This window comes from Duganella kummerowiae (assembly GCF_053572355.1).
The window spans coordinates 135,325-150,519 of record NZ_JBKFEH010000002.1 but is presented as its reverse complement, the minus strand read 5'-3'; the positions used below and the strand labels follow the sequence as shown (position 1 = coordinate 150,519).

The following is a 15,195-nucleotide window of genomic DNA, read 5'->3' as shown; positions in this document are numbered from 1 at the left end:
GCAAGGCGTTTTCTGATATGCTCTCGCCCCTTTACATGGAAGGGTGTACATGGCCATCGCTTGCGGCGTCGACTTCGGAACGTCTAATTCCACGGTGGGCTGGGTGCGCCCCGGCCAACCCGTCATGCTGGCCCTGGAGGATGGCAAGCCCACCCTGCCGTCGGTGGTGTTCTTCAACGCCGACGACGACCAGGTCAGCTTCGGCCGCGCCGCCCTGGCCGAATACCTGGCCGGCTATGAGGGGCGCCTGATGCGTTCGCTGAAAAGCCTGCTGGGCACCAGCCTGATCGACGGCCAGACCGAGGTTGGCGGCCGCGCCCTGCCGTTCCGTGAGCTGCTGCAGCAGTTCATTGGCGAACTCAAGCGCCGTGCCGAGCGCGCCGCCGGGCGCGAGTTCACTTCCGCCGTGTTCGGCCGCCCCGTGTATTTTATCGATGACAATCCGGACAGCGACCGCCTGGCCCAGGACACCCTGGCCGAAGTGGCGCGCGCCGTCGGCTTCAAGGAGATCGCCTTCCAGTTCGAGCCGATCGCGGCCGCTTTCGACTATGAGTCGCAGATCAGCCGCGAGGAGCTGGTGCTGATTGCCGACATCGGCGGCGGCACTTCGGACTTTTCGCTGGTGCGCCTGTCGCCCGAACGCTCTAAGCGGACCGAGCGGCGCGACGACATCCTGGCCAATGGCGGCGTGCACATCGGCGGCACCGATTTCGATAAATACCTGAGCCTGTCGGCCGTGATGCCGCTGCTGGGCTACGGCAGCCGGCTGCGCAACAACAGCGAGATCCCGTCCAGCTATTACTTCAACCTGGCCACCTGGCACACCATCAACCAGGCCTATACCAAGAAAATGTGGACCCAGCTGTCCGACCTGGCGCGCGACGCCGCCGAACCGGACAAGATAGGCCGGCTGCAGCGCCTGATCGAGGAGCGCGCCGGACACTGGCTGGCCATGAAGGTGGAGGAGGGTAAGATCGCGCTGTCCGGCGCCGAGCGTGCCGAACTCGAACTGGAGCGCTTGTCGCCGCCGGCCGTGCTGGCGCTGGAGCGGGCCGGGTTCGAAGGCGCCATTGGCCACCTGGTCGGCAGCGTGGAAGATACCGTGCTCAAGCTGCTGCGCGAGGCCGGCGTCGCCCTGGACGCGGTCGACACCGTGTTCTTCACGGGCGGCTCCAGCGGGGTCGGCATGCTGCGCAGGCGCATCGCGGCCCTGGTGCCCCATGCCCGCAAGGTCGAAGGCGACCTGTTCGGCAGCATAGGCGCCGGCCTGGCGCTGGACGCCGTGCGCAAGTTCGGCTGAGGAGGCGGGATGAGCGTCTACGATCAACCCATGGTCATGCTGGACTTCGAGACCACCGGCCTGTCGCCCGACATGGGTGACCGCATCACCGAGGTGGCCGCCCTGCGCATCGTCGGCGGACAGGTGGTGGAACGCTATGTCAGCCTGGTCAATTGCGGTGTGCGGGTGCCGTCCTTCATCACCGCCCTGACCGGCATCACCCAGGCCATGGTGGACGGCGCGCCGCCCGCGCAGCAGGTGGTGCCGCAACTGCTGGACTTCATCGGCGATGACACCCTGTGCGCGCACAATGCCAGCTTCGACGACAAGTTCCTGCGCGCCGAGGCGGCCCGGCTGGGCCTGGCCACCCGCCATCCCAGCCTGGTGTGCTCGCTCAAGCTGGCGCGCCGCGTGTTTCCCCAGCTGCCCAGCTACAAGCTGGGCCACCTGTCGGCCCAGCTCGGTATCCGCTTTGCCAGCGCCGCCCACCGGGCCGAGGCCGACGCCGAGGTGGCGGCCGAGGTGCTGATCCACATCGCGCGCCACTTGGGCCGCACCTACAGCCTGCCGAGCGTGGCGCCGGCCCTGTTGGTGGCCGTCAACAAGCTGGCGGCCGCCAAGGTGCACGCCTACCTGCTCAAGCACAGCCCTGCGCACTCCTGATCCTGCGCAAACTCCTGCCCGTTTTGGGATTTACAATTTATTAACATTGTAAGTCTTACGGGTAGGAGGCGCGGCATGAAAAATCCTGTTTCAGCCCAGGACAGCTATCACAGCTACCGCTGGTTCCGGGATGCCGCAGAGCAGGGCAATCCCTACGCCCAGTTCAACCTGGCACTGCTGTACAAGAATGGCCTGGGCGTGCCGCGCGACCTGGGCCAGGCCTACGCGTGGATGGCCAGGGCAGCCGCCCAGGGACTGGCGTTCGCGCAGAACCACCTGGGCGTCATGCTGTACCACGGGCGCGGCTGCGAGGCCTGCCCTGCCGAGGCGGTGCGTTGGTTCCACAGCGCCGCGCTGCAGGGCGACGCCTCCGCCCAGCAGAACCTGGGGCAGATGTACCAGCGCGGGCGCGGCGTGGCACGCTGCAGCGGCCAAGCCCTGGCCTGGTTCTACCGGGCCGCCGAGCAGGGCGTGGGCAGCGCCCAGACCCTGGTCGGGCTGGCCTACCTGCGCGGGCAGGGCGTACGCCGCTGCGATGCCCTGGCCATGGCCTGGCTGCGCCGCGCCGCCGTGCAGGGGGACAGCACGGCCCAGCTCAACCTGGGCTTCATGCTGCAGCGCGGGCGCGGCGCGCCGGCCAGCGAGCAGCGCGCATTGGACTGGTTCCGCCAGGCGGCGGCGCAGGGCGACGCAGCGGCCCAGCGCCAGGTCGGGGTGGCCTACGCCAGCGGCCTGGGCGTGGCCCCGGACGGCGCCCGCGCCCGCGCCTGGCTGCGCCGCGCCGCCGAGCAGGGCGACGCCGACGCCCAGTTCAACCTCGGCCTGCTGCTGGCACAGGGACGCGGCGGCGAGCCCGATGCGGAAGAGGCGGCGTTGTGGTACCTGCAGGCGGCCGAGGCCGGCCACACGCTGGCGCAGAACAACCTGGGTGTGATGTGCGCGGCGCGCGGCGACGATGTCCAGGCCGTTGCCTGGTACCTGAAGGCGGCGGCCCAGGGGCATGCGCTGGCGCGCTACAACCTGGCCGGCATGGTGGGCGCCGGGCGCGGGGTGGCGGCCGATCCGGTGCGTTCATACATGTGGATGCTGTTGGCGGCCGAGGGCGGCGTGCAGGCGGCAAGCCGCGCGCGGCGCCTTGCGGCTCGCCAGCTGAGCGCGGCAGGGCAGGCCGAGGCCCACCGCCTGGCCCGCCAGTGGCGGCGTTAAGCAGCCCGGTTCCCGCCACCCGCCCCGGCCGGCCTGGGGCGTGATCGGACCGCGCGCCACGCAAGCAGTTCCCCCGCTTACTTGCCGTGACGCTACAATGGCTGCTCCAGTCCCAGCCCGGATCGTCCGATGCAGCCTTGCCATCATGCCCTAGTCCTCCTGTCCAGCCTCGCGCCAGCCGTGGCCGCCGCCTCCGGTGTCGCGGTGCAGGTCCAGGACGGCGCCGGCAAGGCGCTGTCCGACGCCGTGGTCTACGCCGAGCCGGAGGGGGCGGCGCCCGCCAGGCCGCCGGCCAGCGCCGAGATCGAACAGAAGGGCTTGAAATTCCTGCCGCTGGTGACCGTGATACAGACCGGCGCCAGGATCATGTTTCCAAATAACGACAAGGTGCGCCACCACATTTATTCCTTTTCGCCGGCCCACAAGTTCGACCAGAAACTGTATTCCGGCCAGGCCGCCGCGCCCCAGGTGTTCGACAAGGCCGGCACCGTGGTCCTGGGCTGCAATATCCACGACAAGATGGTGGCCTATGTGAAAGTGGTCGACACCCCGTACTACGCCAAGACCGACGGCCAGGGCGCCGGCCGCATCGAGCTGCCGCCGGGGAAATACGTGCTCAAGGCCTGGCATTACAATGGCAGTGGCAGCCAGGGCGTAGAGCAGGCGCTGCTGGTCAAGCCGGGCGATGCCCTGGCCAGCGCCGTGTTCAAGCTGCCCGTCAAGCCGCCCTCGGCCGACGGCGACGCCCCCTAACCCGACCAGGACCCGCCCGGCATGCGTTTTCGTAGTCTGGAAAGCCGTATCGTCACCCTGTTCCTGCTGCTGATCGTGGCAGTGCAGGTGGCCGGCCTGCTGCTGATACAGCGCGGTATCGCCAATAATGCGCGGCTGGCCATCAGCAGCGAGTTGAACAACGGCGCCAAGGTGTTCCGCCGCCTGCTGGACCAGAATGCCCAGAGCCTGCGCTTCGGTTCGCGCCTGCTGGCCCGCGATACCGCTTTTGTCGCCGCCATCGGCAACAATGAAGAAGACGACCGCGCCACCATCGTCTCGGCGCTGGCCAACAGCGCCGACCGCATCAAGGCCTCGGCCGCCATGCTGGTCAGCGCCGGGCGCAGGATCAGCGCCAGCACCAACGAAGCGCAGTCGGCCGCGCTGGCGGCCCAGGTGGAAGGCATGCTGGACGCGGCCGAGTCCGGCGATGGCGCCAACGGCATCGCCGTGGTCGAGCGCCGTCCGTACCAGATCGTGGTGGTGCCGGTCAAGGCCCCCGTCACCATCGGCTGGATCGTGATGACCTTTCCCATCGACCGGCGCCTGGCCAGCGACATGCGCGAGATCACCGGTCTGCACACCTCCATCGTCACCCGCGACCAGCAGGGCAAGTGGCTGGCGGCCGCCTCCACCTTCCTGGAGCCGACCCAGCAGGCAGTGCTGGCGCAGTTGCAGGCCATGCCGGCCGCGCTGCCGGAAGGCCAGGTCGAGCTGGCGATCGAAGCGGCGCAGTTCGGCGCGCGCCTGCAGGCCATAGGCGCGTCCGGCGGACACACGGTGTATGCGGTGCTGGCGCGCTCGATCGACGAGGCCATGGCCGAATACACGCGCCTGGAGCGCTGGCTGCTCGGATTGACGGTGGCCGGCATCCTGGTGTCGGCGGCGGTCTCGGTGCTGACTGCCAAGCGCATCGCCCAGCCGCTCAGCGAGCTTGCCGTCACGGCGCGCCGCCTCGAGCAGGGCGACTACAAGGACCCCATCGACAGCAGCCGGGCCGACGAGATCGGCGCCCTGGCGCACGCCTTCGACAGCATGCGCGAGGGGATAGCCAAGCGCGAACAGGAAATCCGCCGCCTCGCCTACTGGGATACCCTGACCAACCTGCCCAACCGGGCCCAGTTCTCGCTGCTGCTGGACGATGCGCTGGCGGCGGCGCGCAAGCGCGAGGAACAGGTGTTCGTGCTGATGATGGACCTGGACCGCTTCAAGCATGTCAATGACGTCATGGGCCACGGTTTCGGGGACAACCTGCTGCGCCAGGTGGCGGGACGGCTGCAGCTGCTGCTGGCCAACCGGCGCCAGTCCTCGGCCCAGGTGGCGCGCCTGGGCGGCGACGAGTTCGCCGTTCTGCTGCCCGGCGTCGACTTGCCGCAGGCCCAGGCGGTGGCGGCCGAGATCCTGCAGGCGCTGGAAACCCCGCTGTCGCTGGATGACCAGACCGTGGACCTGGGCGCCGGCCTGGGCCTGGCCGGCTACCCGGAGCACGGCGCCGACGCCGGACACTTGCTGGGCATGGCCGAGATCGCCATGTACGCGGCCAAGCAGCGCAACTATGGGGCCGTGGTGTACGACAGCGCCATGGACCAGTCCAGCGCCCAGAGCCTGTCGCTGCTGACGGAATTGCGCAATGCGGTCGAGGGCAACCAGTTCCGCCTGCATGTGCAGCCCAAGATCATGCTCGACACGGGCCGGGTGGTGGGCATGGAAGCGCTGGTGCGCTGGGTCCATCCAGAGCGCGGCAATGTGTTCCCCGACGAGTTCATCCCGTTTGCCGAGCAGACCGGCTTCATCCGCGTGCTGACGCGCTGGGTTCTGGAGCGCTCGGCCGAGCTGTGCCGCGAACTGGCGGCGCGCGGCCACCAGCTCAAGGTCTCGGTCAACCTGTCCACGCGCGACCTGATGGACCAGGATTTGCCGGCCAAGTTTGCCGAGACGCTGGCGCGCCACCAGCTGGCGCCGTCCGCGTTCTGCCTGGAGATCACGGAAAGCGCCATCATGGACGACCCGGTACGGGCCCAGCAGACCCTGGAGCGGCTGCACGCCATGGGCCTGGACTTGTCCATCGACGATTTCGGCACCGGGTATTCGTCGCTGGCCTACCTGAAGCGCCTGCCCGTGAATGAGCTCAAGATCGACAAGTCCTTCGTGCTCAACATGGAGCACGACGAGGACGACAGCAAGATCGTGCGCTCCACCATCGACCTGGGCCATAACATGGGACTGCGCGTGGTGGCGGAAGGCATCGAGAGCCTGGCCGTTTGGAGGCTGCTGGCCGCCATGGGCTGCGACCAGGGCCAGGGCTACTTCATGAGCCGTCCCATCCCCGCCGACCAGCTGCCGGGCTGGCTGGAGCAATGGCGTCCTCCCGTGGCCGCGCTGGCCGGGGCCTGAGATGGACGTCGGCTTTTTTACAACACAAAATTTGCCGCAAGACAACTAAAGCTCTAGACTGCATCCTCTTATGCCGCCGGACGACGGCTGCATGGCGGTCGCACCACCATTTCAGGCCCAGCCTGCAACGTTGTGAACAAAGAGAGCAAGATGAATAATTTAAAGATAGGTGTGCGGCTGCGGCTTGCGTTTGGCGCCATGCTGGTGCTCTTGGTGGTCATCGCATGCATCGGCTGGAAGGGGCTGGCCGTCAGCAAGGCGAGCATGGACGACGTGGTCAATGACAACAATACCAAGATAGCCTTGTCGAACAACATGCTCGCTGAGCTGAACCAGATAGCCCGGGCAACGCGCAACTACATCATCTACACCGACAAGGAAACCCAAGCCCGCATGCAAAACCGCATCGAGGCTGCCCACAAGAAGTTCAACGCCAGCATGGAGCGTCTCGGCACGCTGGTGCGCAGCGAGCGCGCCCGGCAAATCCAGTCGCAACTGCAGAGCGAGGCGCCGGAAACCATCCGCCTGCTGGGGCAGGTGCTGCAGATGGTCGATGCCGGCAAGGTGGCGGACGCGCCCCGTTTCCTGCAGTCTGCGGTGCAGAAACCGCAAGACGCCACCTTTGCCTTGATTAACGAGATGATCAGCCTGCAGGAGCAGCAGAATGCCGTGGCGGTCGCGCAAATCGACGCCGACTACCAGTCCGGCGTGGGTTTGCTGGTTGGCTCCACCGTGCTGGCCGTGGCGCTGGCGGTCGCGCTGGCGGTCTTGATCACGCGCTCGATCACGCGCCCGATCAACGACGCGGTCGTGCTGGCGCGCACGGTGGCGGCAGGCGACCTGACCCATGCCATCACGGTGCAAGGACGTGACGAGATCAGCCAATTGCTGGCGGCCCTGCAAGCCATGACCGGCAGCCTGGCGTCCATCGTCGGGGAAGTGCGCGCCTGCACCGACACCATCAACACGGCCTCGCGCGAGATCGCCACCGGCAACCAGGACCTGTCGGCCCGCACCGAGGAGCAGGCCAGTGCGCTGGAAGAGACCGCCTCGTCGATGGAGGAATTGACCTCCGCCGTGCGCCACAGCACGGACAACGCGCGCCAGGCCAACCAGCTGGCCACCTCGGCATCCGAGGTGGCCACGCGCGGCGGGCAGGTGGTGTCGCAAGTGGTCGACACCATGGGCTCGATCAAGGAATCCTCGCGCCGGATTGTCGATATCATCGGCGTGATCGACGGGATCGCCTTCCAGACCAACATCCTGGCGCTCAATGCCGCCGTGGAGGCGGCCCGCGCCGGCGAACAGGGGCGCGGCTTCGCGGTGGTGGCTTCCGAGGTGCGTACGCTGGCCCAGCGCTCGGCCTCGGCGGCCAAGGAAATCAAGGCCCTGATCGACGACTCGGTGGGCAAGGTGGAGGCCGGCGCCGAGCTGGTCGAACGTGCCGGCGCCACCATGGACGAGGTGGTCGAAGGCGTCAGGCGCGTGACCGGCATCATGGCCGACATTGCGCTGGCCAGCCAGGAACAGAATGCCGGCATCGAACAGATCAACATGGCGGTGTCGCAAATGGACCAGATGACGCAGCAGAACGCCGCCCTGGTGGAGGAGGCCGCCGCCGCGGCCGAGTCCTTGCAGGACCAGGCCGGCCATCTGGCGCGCGCGGTGGATGTGTTCAAGCTGGCCAAGTCGCCTGGCGCGGGGCGGTCTGCCGCGGCGCGCCTGTCCGTCGCGTAGCGCCCCCGCTCCGGGCGCCACGGCCGTGGACAGTCTGAAGCGGCTTCGCATGGCCGCTTGTGTTGGATAGCTGACAGCGCCGCTGCGCCGGGTGGCCTAGGATTGACGAGATTCGTGGTCTTGGCCGGCATTCCGGCATAGTATGGATGTTCGCCCTGCGGTATCGCGGGCGCACCCCGACCTGTGTTTTAATTAACTTGAGGACCATCATGAGCACGGCGCCGCAGCCCCAGCAGGACCGCAGCGTGCCGGACTTGCCGTTCCGGTCGCTGTTATACCGCTTCATCTTCTTTGACTGGCTGTTCCGCGACGTCAGCGCCGCGCGCGACAAGTTCGAGCGCCATGCGGCCGTCCAGCACAACCGCCACATGAGCCGCTACCTGCCGGTGTATTTGCGGCGCTGGTCGGTGCTGACGGTGTTCGACTTCGCCCTGGGCTGGCTGTGCGAGCGGGCGCTCCAGGCCACGGTGCTGTCGGCCTGGTGCTTTACCTGGTCCTGCGTGACGGCCACCGGCATGGTGGTGATCACCATCGCCTGGCTGGCGCTGCAGTACGCGCGCCTGCCCTAGCCGAATTATCCACGCTGTAAGCGGTTTCCTAACGTTTCATATTTGTTACAAGGCAAGCTATGATCGACGGCGGCGCGCGGCCACGCAGTCCTGCGCCGCCAGGCCAGGCCGCGTCCGCGCAGGATGCGGCCGATTCCGAATATTCTTCGATCATACGGACCCCCGATGCAGCATTTGAAACGCGCTACCCTCGTCATTTCCCTGCTTCTGGCTCACGGCGCGCTGGCGCAGGGCTGCCTCGCCAACGGCCCCGGCTTGCAATATCCCGCCACCCGCACCGTCGACCAGGTGGACGATTACCATGGCGTCAAGGTGGCCGACCCCTACCGCTGGCTGGAAGACGCCAATAGCGCCGACACCGCCGCCTGGGTCGCGGCACAGAACCAGCTGACCCAGGGCTACCTGGCCGGGATTCCCGGCCGCGCCGCCATCAGGGACCGCTTGACCAAGCTGTGGAATTTCGAGCGCTTCAGCGTGCCGTTCAAGGAGGGCGGCCGATACTTCTACAGCCGCAACGACGGCCTGCAGAACCAGGCCGTGCTGTACACCGTCGACAAACTGTCCGACACGCCGCGCCTACTGCTGGACCCCAACACCCTGGCCGCTGACGGTACCGTGGCCCTGGCCGGCCTGGCCGTCAGCCCGGATGGCAAATACCTGGCCTACAGCACCGCCGCCTCCGGCTCCGACTGGAACGAGATCAAGGTGCGCGACATCGCCACCGGCAAGGACCTGGCCGATCACCTGAAGTGGGTGAAGTTCTCCAACACGGCCTGGCTCAAGGATGGTTCCGGCTTCTTCTACAGCCGCTACGACGAACCGACCGAAGCGACCAAGCTGGCCGCCGTCAACTACTACCAGAAGGTGTATTTCCACAAGCTGGGTACGCAGCAAAACGCCGACGTGCTGGTGTATGACCGTCCCGACCACAAGGACTGGGGCTTTGGCGCCCAGGTCACGGACGATGGCCGCTACCTGGTCATCAACGGCTCGCAGGGAACGGCGCACAAGAGCCGCATCTTCTACAAGGACCTGAGCGCCAAGGATGGCAAGGTGGTGGCGCTGCTGGAAGAATTCGACGCCGCCTATGACTTTATCGACAATGACGGCCCGGTGTTCTACTTCAGCACCGACCGCAACGCCCCGCGTTCGCGCATCATCGCCATCGACACGCGCAAGCCGCAGCCTGCCCACTGGAAGGAAATCGTGCCGGAAAGCGCCAGCACCCTGGCCTCGGCCAACATCGTCAACCGCCAGCTGGTGCTGAACTACCTGACCGACGCCCACAGCCAGGTGAAAGTCTACGACCTGAAAGGCAAGCTGGTACACGAGGTGGCGCTGCCCGGCCTGGGCACGGCCAGCGGCTTCGGCGGCAAGAAGGGCGACACCGAAACCTTTTATTCGTACACCAGCTTCACCACCCCGGCCACCATCTACCGCTACGACCTGAAGAGCAACCAGAGCAGCATCTACCGCCAGCCCAAGGTGGACTTCGACCCCAACGCCTACGAAACCCGGCAGCAGTTCTACACCAGCCGCGACGGCACCCGCGTGCCCATGTTCATCGTCGCTAAGAAGGGCCTCAAGATGGACGGCAACAACCCGACCTATTTGTATGGCTACGGCGGCTTCAATATCTCCCTCACGCCCAGTTTCTCGGTGGCCAACCTGGCCTGGATGGAAATGGGCGGCGTGTACGTGATGGCCAACCTGCGCGGCGGCGGCGAGTACGGCGAGAGCTGGCACACGGCCGGCACCAGGCTGCAGAAGCAGAACGTGTTCGACGACTTCATCGCCGCGGCCGAATGGCTGATCGCCAACAAGGTGACCTCGCCGGCCAGGCTGTCCATAGGCGGCGGCAGCAATGGCGGCCTGCTGGTGGGCGCGGCCATGACCCAGCGACCCGAGCTGTTCGCGGCCGCCATTCCGCAAGTGGGCGTGATGGACATGCTGCGCTTCCACAAGTTCACCATCGGCTGGGCCTGGACCTCGGATTACGGCTCGTCCGACAACGCCGACGAATTCCAGGCCCTGTACAAGTATTCGCCGCTGCACAACCTGAAGAAGGGCGCCTGCTATCCGGCCACCATGATCACCACCGCCGACCATGACGACCGCGTGGTGCCGGCCCACAGTTTCAAGTTCGCCGCCACCGCCCAGGCCGACCAGGGCGGCAGCGCCCCGGTGCTGATACGCATCGACACCAAGGCCGGACACGGCGCCGGCAAGCCGACTTCCAAGCAGATCGAGGAAGTGGCCGACCGCTGGGGCTTCCTCAGCCGCGCCCTGCACATGGACACGGCCGCGCCAGCAGCCGTGTCGGCCGGCCAGCAGTAAGCCAGGAGCACGCCGCCATGGACATGAAAGCCATCAACGCCGGCAAGCTGCGCGCCATCGGCTACGACGCCCGCGAGCGCGTGCTGCGCGTGGAATTCGATGACGGCAACGCCATCGAGTACGCCGGCGTCGGCGCGGAAGTCTGGCGGCGCCTGTCCACTTCCGGCGCGGCCTGGAGCTACTACCGCGACAATATCGAGGAAGAGTACACAGGACGCGCCAGCCGCGTGCGCAAGGATGGCGCATGCGCCGCCGGCGCGCTGGCAGACCTTTTCAAGCAGCCTGGCGATCCCGCCGCCTGAACGGCACGTTACTTGCTATCAGCTTAGCGACGCCGGGCGCCGCACACCGTTCCGCACTGGGGACGCTGTGCGGCGTTTTTTATTCTCAAGGAGATCACGACCGCCATGCGCACCAACACCATCCTGTTTGCCGCCCTGATGCTGGGCGCCGTTCCCGTGCTTGCCGCCGAGGCGCCCGCCAGACCTGCGGCCACGCTGTCCGATCTGACGCGCGGCCTGCAGCCGCAACCGGGTTTCATCGATGTCTGGCGCGACGCCGACAAGGGCAGGGTGCTGATTGCGGTGACGGCGCTGGAACAGCCCTTCCTGCTGGTCAGCTCGCTGCCGTATGCGCTGGGCTCCAACGACGTGGGCCTGGACCGCCAGCAGTCCGGCGAGGTGCGCATGGTGCGCTTCGAAAAGCATGGCAAGCGCTTGTTCCTGGTGCAGGACAATACCCGCTACGTCGCCAACTCGGCCGACAAGGACGAGCGCGCGGCGGTGCGGGAATCGTTTGCCAACGCCGTGCTGTGGTCGGGCGACATCCTGGCCAGCGAGGGCGGCGCGCAGCTGGTGGACTTCTCCAGCTTCCTGCTGGCCGACTGGCACGGCATCGCCGAGCGCCTGGAACAGACCCAGCAGGGCGCCTACCGCATCGACCCGGCGCGCAGCGCGGTGCTGCCGGAGCTGGCCAAGAGTTTTCCGCGCAACGTGGAGCTGGAGGCGCTGCTGACCTTTGCCGGTCCGGGCAAGGCCGACTACGTGCGCCAGGTGGCGGCTGATCCGGCCAGCCTGAGCCTGCGCCAGCATATCAGCATGGTCAAGCTGCCGGACGACGGCTACCAGCCGCGCGCCTACCATCCCTACTCGGGCGGCTTGGACACCGGCTATTACGACTTCGCCACCCCGCTGGCCGGCGCCATCGACGTGCGCTGGCAGGTGCGCCACCGGCTGCAGAAGACCGATCCCGGTGCCGCGTCCAGCACCGTGAAGCAGCCCATCGTCTACTACGTGGACCGCGGTGCGCCCGAACCGGTGCGCAGCGCACTGCTGGAGGGCGCGCGCTGGTGGGCCACGGCCTTCGAGAAGGCCGGTTTCAGGGATGCCTACCGGGTCGAGCTGCTGCCCGAGGGCGCCGACCCCATGGACATCCGCTACAACATCATCACCTGGGCGCACCGCGCCACGCGCGGCTGGTCGTACGGGAATGCCCTGGCCGATCCGCGCACCGGCGAGATCATACGCGGCGCCGTCACCCTGGGCTCGCAGCGCGTGAGACAGGACATCATGATCGCCGAGGCGCTGCTGGCGCCCTATGGCAAGGGCGCCGCCAGCGGCAAGGAGAAGCTGGCCGAGCAGATGGCCATCGCCCGCCTGCGCCAGTTGTCCGCCCACGAGGTCGGCCACACGCTGGGCTTTGCCCACAACTTCGCGGCCAGCCGTGCCGGCAATGGCTCGGTGATGGATTATCCGCATCCGGTGCTCAAGCTGGACGCACAGGGCGAGATCGACCTGTCCGACGCCTACGGTGTGGGCGTGGGCGCCTGGGACGACTACATTGTCAAGTACATCTATGGCCAGTACGGCAGCGGCCAGCAGGAACAATCGGCGCTGGCCAGATTGCGCGCCGAGGCCCATGCGGCCGGGCTGGTGTACGCCAGCGACCCGGATGCGCGCTCGCCCGGCGCCAGCCATCCCGACGGCCTGCTGTGGGATTTCGGTCCGGACAGCCTCAAGACCTGGGACCAGCTGGGCGCCGTGCGCCAGCGCGCCCTGGCCACTTTCGGCGCCGCCGTGCTGCCCGATGCGCGCCAGCTGGGCGAGCTGGAGGCGCGCCTGGTGCCGGTCTACCTGCTGCAGCGCTACCAGGGCGAGGCGGTGGCGCGCTTGCTGGGCGGCGGCGATTTCGAATACGGCAGCGCCGGCGACGTCAAGGCGGGCATCGCGCGGGCCGGGGTGCGCGCCACCCCGGCCGCCACCCAGCGCGCCGCCCTGGCGCGCCTGACCGACAGCCTGCGCGCCGAGTACCTGGCGCTGCCGTCCGCCGTGCTGGACCTGCTGACGCCGCAGGCCATGGGCTATGAACGGGGCCGGGAGAATTTTGCGAACCGCATGGGCAGCGTGGCCGACGCCCTGTCCATCACGGAGGCGGGCGCGGCCCAGACGGCCGGCTTCCTGCTGGACCCGGCCCGTATCAACCGCCTCTCCTGGCAGCATGCGCGCGACGCCCAGCTGCCCGGCGTGCAGGAAGTGCTGGGCCAGCTGCTGCAAAAAACCTGGAAACGCGACGCCGTGCCGGCCTCGGTGGCGGGCGGCGAGGCGGTGCAGCTGGCCGCCAACTGGGTGGTGTCGGACGCCCTGCTGAACCTGCTGGACGGCGGCAAGCTGCATCCGGCGGTGGCGGCCGAGGTGCGCCAGTCGGTGCGCGAGCTGTCACAGTGGCTGCGCGCGTATCCAGGCAAGGGCGTGACTGCCGACAGCCGCAGGCAGGCCGCCGACACCATCGCCGCCTACCTGGCCGACCCGCGCAGCGTCAAGCTGCGGCCGCTGCCCCCCGTTCCGCCGGGCGCACCGATCTAGGCGAGTGCACCAAAAAGCAGCATCATGTTGGTGCGCGCCCGTTCGCGGTGCAATTGTGTGATGCGACGAAAACCCAGCAAAATCATGTACTTGGAATTTTGCACCAAATTGGAACGAATATTGCTTATATGTTCGTTCTTTATTTTGGTTTGCATTATTTTGGGGAGTTTTTGATGGGTAGTCACCAAGACGGCGCCGATGCCTTGTTCATATTGCTGGGCGCCATCATGATTTTGGCCATGCACGCAGGCTTCGCATTCCTGGAGCTGGGCACGGTACGCAAGAAGAACCAGGTCAACGCCCTGGTGAAGATCCTGGTGGACTTCGGCGTGTCCACCATCGCCTATTTCTTCGTGGGCTACAGCATCGCCTACGGCATCAGTTTCTTTGCCTCGGCCGACGTGCTGGCCGCGCGCAACGGCTATGAACTGGTCAAGTTCTTCTTCCTGCTGACCTTTGCCGCCGCCATTCCGGCCATCATCTCGGGCGGCATCGCCGAGCGCGCCAAGTTCCATCCCCAGACCGTGGCCACGGCCCTGCTGGTCGGCCTGGTCTATCCCTTTTTTGAAGGCATCGCCTGGAACCACCGCTTCGGCGTGCAGGAATGGCTGCAGCGCAGCTTCGGCGCCGAATTCCACGACTTCGCCGGCTCGGTGGTGGTGCACGCCGTGGGCGGCTGGATCGCCCTGGCGGCCGTGCTGCTGCTGGGCGCGCGCCGCGGCCGCTACATGAAGAATGGCGCCATTGCCGCCCATCCGCCGTCGTCCATCCCCTTCCTGGCGCTGGGCGCCTGGATACTGACCGTGGGCTGGTTCGGCTTCAACGTGATGAGCGCGCAGGCGCTGGACAAGATGAACGGCCTGGTGGCCGTCAACTCCCTGATGGCCATGGTGGGCGGCACCCTGGTGGCGCTGGCGCTGGGCAAGAACGATCCCGGCTTCGCCTACAACGGCCCCTTGGCCGGCCTGGTGGCGGTGTGTGCGGGTTCGGACTTGATGCATCCGCTGGGCGCCCTGATCACCGGCGCCCTGGCTGGCGCCATCTTTGTCTGGATGTTCACCCTGGCGCAAAACAAATGGAAGATCGACGACGTGCTGGGCGTGTGGCCGCTGCACGGCCTGTGCGGCGCCTGGGGCGGCATCGCGGCCGGCATTTTCGGCCTGCGCGAGCTGGGCGGTGTGGGCGGCGTTTCGTTGCTGTCGCAGCTGGTGGGCACGGGACTGGGCGTGTCGATTGCGGTGGCGGGCGGTTTTGCCGTGTATGGCCTGCTGAAAGCCACACTGGGCCTGCGCCTGGACGCCGAAGAGGAATTCCAGGGCGCCGACCTGTCCATCCACCGGATCACCTCGACCCCCGAGCGGGAGTCCAACTGGTAAGA

The 15,195-nt window shown here is 67.2% G+C and carries 11 protein-coding genes; all 11 read left to right on the top strand.

What is annotated here, in order from left to right:
- Positions 1–49 precede the first annotated feature (49 nt).
- Complete coding sequence (locus ACLB1G_RS01500) at positions 50–1,300, top strand: Hsp70 family protein (protein WP_491625406.1); 1,251 nt, start codon at positions 50–52, stop codon at positions 1,298–1,300.
- A 9-nt stretch (positions 1,301–1,309) separates the two neighbouring features.
- A complete protein-coding gene (locus ACLB1G_RS01495; RefSeq protein ID WP_491625405.1) occupies positions 1,310–1,942 on the top strand; it encodes a 3'-5' exonuclease in 633 nt (210 codons plus the stop codon).
- Between the two features lie 75 nt (positions 1,943–2,017).
- Positions 2,018–3,148 carry a tetratricopeptide repeat protein gene (locus tag ACLB1G_RS01490; protein WP_491625404.1) on the top strand — a complete coding sequence of 377 codons (1,131 nt, stop codon included), beginning with the start codon at positions 2,018–2,020 and terminating at the stop codon, positions 3,146–3,148.
- 129 nt (positions 3,149–3,277) lie between these two features.
- Entirely contained in the window at positions 3,278–3,901 is a 624-nt protein-coding gene (locus ACLB1G_RS01485) for a methylamine utilization protein (protein ID WP_491625403.1), read from the top strand.
- A gap of 21 nt (positions 3,902–3,922) precedes the next feature.
- Positions 3,923–6,313, top strand: coding sequence for a putative bifunctional diguanylate cyclase/phosphodiesterase (locus ACLB1G_RS01480; RefSeq protein WP_491625402.1), 2,391 nt, complete (start codon positions 3,923–3,925; stop codon positions 6,311–6,313).
- Positions 6,314–6,463: 150 nt separating this feature from the next.
- Positions 6,464–8,050: a methyl-accepting chemotaxis protein gene (locus tag ACLB1G_RS01475; RefSeq protein ID WP_491625401.1), complete on the top strand. Its 1,587-nt coding sequence runs from the start codon at positions 6,464–6,466 to the stop codon at positions 8,048–8,050.
- 209 nt (positions 8,051–8,259) lie between these two features.
- Positions 8,260–8,619: a hypothetical protein gene (locus ACLB1G_RS01470; protein WP_491625400.1), complete on the top strand. Its 360-nt coding sequence runs from the start codon at positions 8,260–8,262 to the stop codon at positions 8,617–8,619.
- A gap of 165 nt (positions 8,620–8,784) precedes the next feature.
- A complete protein-coding gene (locus tag ACLB1G_RS01465; protein ID WP_491625399.1) occupies positions 8,785–10,956 on the top strand; it encodes a prolyl oligopeptidase family serine peptidase in 2,172 nt (723 codons plus the stop codon).
- A 17-nt stretch (positions 10,957–10,973) separates the two neighbouring features.
- The gene (locus tag ACLB1G_RS01460; protein ID WP_491625398.1) at positions 10,974–11,258 is read left to right on the top strand and encodes a KTSC domain-containing protein; all 285 of its coding nucleotides are present in this window, start codon (positions 10,974–10,976) and stop codon (positions 11,256–11,258) included.
- Positions 11,259–11,363: 105 nt separating this feature from the next.
- Positions 11,364–13,817 (top strand): zinc-dependent metalloprotease, encoded by a 2,454-nt coding sequence (locus ACLB1G_RS01455; protein ID WP_491625397.1) that lies wholly within the window; start codon positions 11,364–11,366, stop codon positions 13,815–13,817.
- 173 nt (positions 13,818–13,990) lie between these two features.
- A complete protein-coding gene (locus tag ACLB1G_RS01450; RefSeq protein ID WP_491625396.1) occupies positions 13,991–15,193 on the top strand; it encodes an ammonium transporter in 1,203 nt (400 codons plus the stop codon).
- Positions 15,194–15,195 lie beyond the last annotated feature (2 nt).